Here is a 7,938-nt window from a genome sequence, read left to right as displayed (position 1 = left end):
GAGCATGATCCATGCGATTTCGATGCCCCCCTGCTGCTTGTCGCAACAGATATCCAAGGTGGCCAGTCTCTCCGCGCTTACCCGCACCTGGCTTCGGCAGGATACTTGTCGAACTTTCTACACGCTTGCTCATGTTATAAGAACTCTTATATGTTAGCATAGCTCTGATAACTTGGGTATCACATCGAGCTTGAGGCTTTAAAGAGGGCAGTGATGATCAAGACGGTTTTTCTCGCGGGAGCCAGTGGAGCTATTGGACGACGCCTCGCTCCACTGTTGATATCCGACGGCTGGAGGGTTTTTGGGACAACCCGAACGGCGACAAAGGAGGAATCCTTGCGGGACCTCGGAGTTGAACCGATCGTCGTTGATATTTTTGACAAAGCGGCTGTCATTGCAGCGGTTCTGGAAGCCGGGCCGGAAGTTGTCATCCATCAGCTAACGGATCTACCGCCTGCACTCGATCAGGCCCGCATGGCTGAAGCTGCACCACGAAATGCCAGAATTCGCGACGAAGGCACCCGTAATCTGGTTGAAGCCGCCATCAGGGCGGGTACTACCAGGTTTGTTGCTCAGAGCATTGCCTTTGCCTACGCCGAAAAGGCCTTACCCTACGAGGAGGGAGATGCACTGGCCATCACGGCCGATGGTCGCGCGGGGGTTTCTGCTCGCGGTGTGGCAAGTCTCGAAACACAAGTTCTCGGGGCTCCCTTCACTGGTATCGTCCTTCGCTATGGAAGACTCTATGGTCCAGGAACGGGATTTGACAACCCGCATGGACCCGCTGCTATCCATGTAGATGCTGCTGCTAAGGCCGCTGCCCAAGCGGCGAAGATCGGCGCATCGGGGATTTATAACGTGGCAGAGGATGATGGCACGCTAACCACGGACAAAGCGCAGCGAGCGCTTGCATGGCAGCCAGCATGGCGAATGAGTTGAGGGCCGTGCAAGGCATCTGAAGATGGCTCTGTGCTCGTCAGGAAGGCCTGGATTCGCCCTAGGATCGATCCGCCAAAAAGTGACGAGTTTAATTTGGAAAGAGAAGCCCTATGCGTCTTTACCTACTTTACCTGGGCACGATGCAGCCTGGGAATATGCCTGTTCCAACGAAAGTGGAAAGGTAAGCATTAACTGGTCAGTGGACCGTGAAAGATTGATCTTGCTGTTGAGGGAGACGGGTGGGCCTGCGGTAACTTCACCGGAAGGGTTACGGCACCGTGCTGATTGAGCGGGCCTTACCTTCACAGGCACAGGCTCGAATTCATTCCACCTGCAGCTTGAAGGCTTGCTATCTCGTTCCGCTTGCGCCGCGCTTCGAGTTCATCGAGAAGGCTGTCGAGGGTCGCGCCAACCGAATAGAGTTCGTCGACGGGCTTCATCTGAGTTCGAGCCTTCGTCTTCCCGTCGCGCCAGTTGGCCATCACCCCGGCGATACGGAAGATTGGCGCCAGCAGGATCCGCTCGCCAATGAATATCGCCAAGATAAGTGACACCGGAGCGCCGATCACGATTCCGACGACATGCGTGATCGTCGCCCGATTGATGGGTGCGAACGCTTCTGTCGTCGAGAAACCCGCGGACACGTAGAGCGGGCTGCCCGGAAGTGAGATGGGGCGATATCCCACAACCCGCTCGGTGCCATCCTGGCTTTTCACCTGGATGACCTCCGGTTTGTCTGCATGGACTCGCTCTGGCATCGGCACGCGGGCGACTATAGTGCCACCCCCGTCCGCAAGCGTGACTGCGTTTCCGGGAGAAATTCCGCGCTAGGCTTCAACGGCCAGCGCGCTCATTGGCCCAACTCCCGGTGCATCGGCGTCTGCAACGGAATGCGCACGGCGCGGTGTCGATCCGGCACAAGGCGGTGGGTGTTCGATTGGTATGGGGCTCTGTTTGTTCGAATTCCGACTTGATCACACATAGACCTGACCTGCATCTTAGAAGTCAGGTCCTCTCGCTCATAATTCGTTGTGGCGATCGCTCGCTGCCGACAGCGAAATCGGGAACCTCGGCCCTGGTCGTCACGATCTGGTCTTTTATGCGACCGTGTTCCGAATGGCGCTAAGAGGAAGGTTTCGATCGGTTCGCCGCGCTTTCGAACAAATGAAACGATAGTCGTTGTATGGCGTGCCATGGAATGGGCACTTACGAGCATCCCGGGCGAACCGGGCAAAGCGCGATTGAATGTCGCTCCAAAAGCTCGCCGTGGTCGATCAGCAACTTAGTCCAATTTCCGCAAGTAGCAGTTCCGATGAAGCGGCCAATACTCGTTCTACTCAGCGTAACCCCCGCACTGTCCAGCATTCCCGCGTAGCAGCCTTCGGCATCTGTCGAGGGTATCGAGATGTGGAAAGTCAAGCTACGATCCGGTTGATGCGCCGCTAGATAGGCTCGGATTGTGGGCGAGGCGGCATCGTGCACCGCATTGATAGTGGCGCACACCATATTTTCTGCAATAATTTTATCAAGTGACGACATTGCGCTTTCTTTCCGATTACAGGCCGCCAATATTTCGACAGCTCCTTAAGCGTTTCGGCCTGAGGTTTCCTCGTCCAGAGTAATTGCGTGAGCCGAAAACAGGCTAAAGCGAGCGATGACTTACAACTTCCAACCGGGATTTGGCGAATTACTTGCTCGCCTTCGATATGATCTTCGACGGTTCCTTTCGTTTTGCCGCAGCGTGACGATATTGATCGTGCGACTGCATCATTCACCCTATCAACGCCGTAGCGATCAAGCCTGCACGCATGCGAAGATCCTCTGATGCGGTGGAGCGCAAAAGCCTAAGCTGTCAGGCGGCTTCGGTCGTTGTTCCTGCCTGGGCGAGACTGACCGCCGTTCGGCGTTGCGACCGGTCGTTGAAGAGCTTAGTCGCCGGTTCTGCAAAATGATCCGGACATGACACGGACAAAAGTCGCTTCGTCGATGCCACGGCTTTCGACCACGCATTCGAGACAGTCCTTCCGTCTGGAAAATGAGGTCCGGCCGGTACCCCGCGCCGTTGTTTTGACGAGATGTAGGGTTTGCTCGTCCCAACTACCACGAGCCGGATCCATAGGCGGGTAGCCGTACGAGTCGAAGATCCACCATAATGGATCGCGCATTACGGGATCAATTCCAAGTACGCCATGCGCGGAGAAGACTGATCCATCGCTTCGTTCCTCACGGCAATCGCACAACAGGAATAATCGGGGCTCGTCCCAGTGAAACCACCACGCGGTCTGAGTCGGCCCAGCGCCTCCCCAGGGGTTTGAATGGATTGTCCCCCTCCCTTCCCACCGACCGAGAAACATTTCGAGCTTTTCTCGCTCGTGCTCAATCGCTTCCATGACAAGTTTCCGAAATCTGACAGTGGACAACCGATATAGGGGTTGGCTATATACGTCAATAATAATCATTTTTTTATTGATCTCGCCAAGCGGCCGAGTCTAGTAGGGACTTCGATATGATAACGATGCGGGATTTTCACCGCGAAATGAGTCCGTACAAAATGAAACACGGGCATGCCGAAGGGCAGCTTTTTCTCCTTCGGAAAGGTCTGTGCAATTTTACGACGGCAAGCAGCGCTTGGCTGATGACGCCCTACAAGCCCTGCTGGATACCGCCAAACGAAGTACATGAAACCGAAACGCTGGGACATGTAGAAGGCACAAGTTTTATGATCGACGAAAACCTGTGCAGGAGGCTTCCTAGTTCCTCGTTTGTGATGAAAGGGACAAACTTGATCTTGGCGGTCGTAGATAGGCTGAGGACGGTTACCCGTTCCAGTCCACGCGAAGGCAACTTGTTCGAAGTTCTGCTCGATGAAATAGCAGAAGGCGAGCCCGATCGGCTGCATTTGCCACTTCCTCGAAATCAGGCCCTCCGCAACCTGGCGTCCGCAATCTACAACCATCCAAACGACCGACGCAGCATGGAGGAATGGTGCACGAAGCTGGACATACCAGGCCGAACATTCATCCGCCGTTTCAAAGACGAAACGGGGCTTACCTTTGTTGACTGGCGCCGCCGGTGCCGCATTATCCGGGCAATTGCGATGATGCGCGAGGGCTACGGGATAGATGCCATCGCTACCAAGGTCGGCTACCACAGCGCGAGTTCGTTTATAACCTCTTTCCGCCGGATGACAGGAACGTCACCGCATCAATTCGCTATTGAGAATCAACTTCGTGTCGGCCACTAGAATCAATCCCGATACGGTTCGTTCGCCTACGTCCCGATGAACGCAAACATCACACACTAGTCGCTACACTGACCAGCCAATGACGGATTGTCGTTTGTTCTGCTTCCGTGAAGCCCTAAGTCTTTTTCGATTCTAGCAGACACAGATTTGCTCGCACCAACCCACTTGTTGCGAACTGGCGCCAGAGCGGCAATCCCTCCATTCTTGCAAATTTTGCGATCGATTACGGGTCCCCCTCCTATGCAGGTCGATCAGCGCTTCGCAATGAAACCTTGGCAGCGACAAGATCGAAGCCCAAACTCGGCGAAAAAAATGTGGACAGCCCCCCACATTGTCAGCGCAACCAATAACATCACGTTCATGTCGAGGAAGGTAAGAGTGGCCGCCCCGCGCGTTGCAACTCCACCAAGGCGCGCTATCTTATGAACCAATCGTTGAGCGGTAACCTATGCCACGCCCTTCAAAATCCTCTATTGCGCGTGCCGGTGGAGCCGACAAGGAACCGAAAGCGGAGGCAAGCCTCGCACACGATCCCAATTCTCACGAGCGAGAAGAATCCGGGTCGTTCACTCAAACCGATCAGCCCCCCTCTCCCAGAACTTTTAGCGAGAGCAGACAGGCAGTCTTCAATCTTTGCCGTGCGCTCCGCCACGATCTGCATGCATTCTTCACCTCGACCAAGGTGACGGCAAAGGCGGGAGCTTCCCAACTGTGGACGAAACTTAAGGCTTCGAAAGGAACGTCTGTCAGACCGGTTGCTATTCGTCGCTGGTTGGCGATTGCACTTCCGACAATCTTCACGCGTGTTCGCAGTCTTTTCATGGAGCTGGTCAGACGCAGCCGGCAGGAATGGCTTCACACCAGCGGACTGAAGATCGCGGTCGCATCCATTTTTGTTGCCTTCGTGCTGTTTGGAAGCAGCCTGTTGGTGTGGGCGCTGAAGGATGTGCCCTGGAGCGAGATCCGCGCCGGAACGCTGAAGCCCATCGTGGTTTTGGAAACTTCAAATGGCGAGCCGTTGGTCAGACAGGGGCCTTACCAGGGCCCCTACGCACAATACGAAGCGTTTCCACCGCATCTGGTCGATGCCGTCCTGTCGATCGAGGATCGGCGGTTCATGGATCATTTCGGTATCGATGTCCGAGGTATCGGAAGGGCGCTGGTCCGAAATTTCGCGGCTGGTTCCGTTGTAGAAGGTGGCAGCACGATCACGCAGCAACTAATCAAGCTGCAATACCTCGACAGCGACCGAACGATAAAGCGAAAGATCCAGGAGTTCGTGATCGCCATTTGGCTGGAGTGGAAACTGGGTAAGAAAGAGATCCTCACGCGTTATCTGAACACCGCCTATCTTGGGGCCGGCGCAACGGGGATGCCCGCGGCCGCGCGGATATATTTCAACAAGGACATTGGTGCGCTCGACTTGGCCGAATCGGCAATGCTTGCGGGATTGCTGCGAGCACCGAGCCAGTGGAATCCGATCGACAATTTCGAAGGCGCCCGGCAACGGACCTCGGTCGTTCTCGACACTATGGTTGCCAACAAAAAGATTGCAGCGTCGGTAGCAGAGAGCGTTAGAGCGCGCTTTGCTCAGTTGCATCCGACGGCACCTCCGCCGCGCGCCGGAAGCTGGTTTGCCGACTGGATCTCGCCCCAGGCGAGCGAAATCGCCGGGACATCGCCGGGATCGACCACTGTCCGCACGACGCTCGTTCCACACTTGCAGCAGATCGCTGAAAGGGTCGTCAAAAGAACTCTGGACACTGAAGGAAAAACCAGGGGGGCGTCGCAAGCCGCATTGGTTGTGATGATGCCAGACGGAGCCGTCGTTGCGATGGTCGGGGGTCGCGACTACAAGCAAAGCCAGTTCAACCGGGCGGTCACGGCGATGCGGCAACCGGGCTCGACTTTCAAACTGTTCGTCTATTATGCAGCCCTCAAGGCCGGCTTGGGCCTAACCGACCAAATCCTGGATGCCCCGATCGAGGTCAATTGATGGTCGCCGGAGAATTCCAGTGGCCACTACCGCGGCTGGGTCACACTCGCCGAGGCATTCGCGCGGTCGCTCAACGCGCCGGCAGTGGCGCTCGCTCAGGAGGTTGGGCTCGACAAGGTGATTGCAGCAGCACGAGAACTCGGAATTAGCGCGCCGCTCGCCAACACGCCGTCACTGGCTCTCGGCACATCGGAAATCAGCCTTGTTGACCTCACAAGTGCCTATGCATCCGTCCACCTCGGCAAAGCACCCGTTGAACCTTGGGGCATCGTTGATTTTCAGGCGTCGGGACACGAAAAATCGTTTCGGGTTGGTCCACCGGCCACACCAGGCACTGATCTAGGGCAATATCAGCCTGATCTGCTTCGCCTACTCCAGTTGGTCGTCGAGCGGGGCACGGGGCGCGATGCCGATCCTGGCTCTTTCGCAGCCGGCAAGACCGGCACGAGTCAAAGTAATCGCGATGCTTGGTTCGTTGGTTTCACAGGCCCACTCGTTGCTGGCGTATGGGTCGGCAATGATGATGATACGCCGATGAAGGGCGTCACGGGCGGCGATCTTCCGGCTCATATATGGCGGGATTTCATGCGCGAAGCGCTGGCGGAGCCTGGGGCGAACCCACTTATCGGTGCACAGGCCACGCCACAGTCCTGCAACGTCAGGGCCTGCTCCCGTAGCTATCGTTCTTTCCGCCCGTCCGACTGTACATATCAGCCCTATTCTGGCGAACGGCGACTCTGCGAAAAGTGAACCCAGATGATGGGACTGATGGAGCTGACCCACGGTCTGTTCCACCTGCCTGTCGTGCTGCTCGCTTAGGGACTTACGGCAACGTACTTCCCTAATTGTACCGCTAGCGCAATAGTCGCAGAACGTGATGAGCCGCTGTGCCTCTCACCTTTGCGATGACGGCCATGCGACATCCCGCCCTATCTCATGAACGTCGGCAGATGCGGGCGCTGACTATATTATCATCCTGAACAATCTGAGGCACGTTACTGGGCTCAAACATTGCCTCAACGACGCGGACGCCATCCTTGCTGATCACTGGACACCGAGGCGGGATGTCCCACGACCCGCTCTACCGCACTGCCCTTGCCAGCGACCGTGCGATGGCGACGATATCATCGCGCCCAGCGGTTGGGTCTTCTCTATTCCAGGCAATGCCAAGCCCGATCCTAAAGTCGATCCCGCTTACCTTCTTCAGCTCAAAGCCACGATTGGGAAGATCAAGCGTCCATTCCGGGGCAAAGCCGATGCCAAGCCCGGCAGAGACCAGCGACACCAGAGCATAGGTGTCGTCGCAGCTGAAGGCAATGTTGGCGGTGAGGTCGTATTCGGCGAACTTCTCATTGAAGTATCGTTCCGAAAACGACAGGTTCTGCCGGTTGAAGGCGATGATCTTCTGAGTGCGCAGATCATCGATCGTGATCTCGTCCCTGGCTGCCAGCGGATTGGCATGGCCAACCGCCAGGTAGTAGCGCTCATGGGCAAGCGAGACGAAGCGCAACGAGCCGATGTTTTCCACCGGCCGGATGAAGCCTAAATTGAGCTGGCCAGTCTCCAGGCCGCGGATGATCTCGCCGGTATTGCCAGAGGCGATGTGGATGCGGATATCGGGATACTTGCGGGCGATCTTGGCAAGGAAGGTTGGCAGCATGCCCATGGTGGCCGGGTAGATGCTGCCGATCCTGATCTGGCGGATGCGGCTGCCGCCGGCCCTGATCTGGCGGATGCGGCTGCCGCCGGCTGCCCGCGT

Annotated in this window: 4 protein-coding genes and 2 pseudogenes; 3 read left to right on the top strand and 3 right to left on the bottom strand. The window is 56.6% G+C overall.

The genetic code is table 11. From position 1 onward, the window contains the following. Positions 1-213 precede the first annotated feature (213 nt). On the top strand, positions 214-939 hold the full coding sequence (locus AC1DPR_RS31135) for an NAD-dependent epimerase/dehydratase family protein (RefSeq protein ID WP_477817925.1): 726 nt from the start codon (positions 214-216) through the stop codon (positions 937-939). A gap of 347 nt (positions 940-1,286) precedes the next feature. On the opposite strand, the pseudogene AC1DPR_RS31130 reads toward AC1DPR_RS31135, so the two are convergent. Both AC1DPR_RS31130 and AC1DPR_RS31125 read right to left on the bottom strand, forming a co-directional pair. Continuing rightward, positions 1,287-1,766 (bottom strand): annotated as a pseudogene (locus AC1DPR_RS31130) (histidine kinase); the annotation flags it as partial. A 379-nt stretch (positions 1,767-2,145) separates the two neighbouring features. Further along, a complete protein-coding gene (locus AC1DPR_RS31125; RefSeq protein ID WP_477817924.1) occupies positions 2,146-2,478 on the bottom strand; it encodes a hypothetical protein in 333 nt (110 codons plus the stop codon). A gap of 967 nt (positions 2,479-3,445) precedes the next feature. On the opposite strand from AC1DPR_RS31125, the gene AC1DPR_RS31120 reads away from it, so the two are divergent. Then, positions 3,446-4,183, top strand: coding sequence for an AraC family transcriptional regulator (locus tag AC1DPR_RS31120; protein ID WP_477817923.1), 738 nt, complete (start codon positions 3,446-3,448; stop codon positions 4,181-4,183). Between the two features lie 820 nt (positions 4,184-5,003). Then, positions 5,004-6,929: pseudogene (locus AC1DPR_RS31115) on the top strand (PBP1A family penicillin-binding protein). A 331-nt stretch (positions 6,930-7,260) separates the two neighbouring features. Here AC1DPR_RS31115 and AC1DPR_RS31110 read toward each other — a convergent pair. Then, positions 7,261-7,938, bottom strand: a 678-nt coding sequence (locus AC1DPR_RS31110) for a LysR family substrate-binding domain-containing protein (protein ID WP_477817922.1), incomplete at its 5' end; no start/stop codon positions are given.

This window comes from Rhizobium sp. 01T417 (assembly GCF_056398905.1).
The sequence above is the reverse complement of the archived record's forward strand: the minus strand, read 5'-3'. Positions and strand labels throughout refer to the sequence as shown.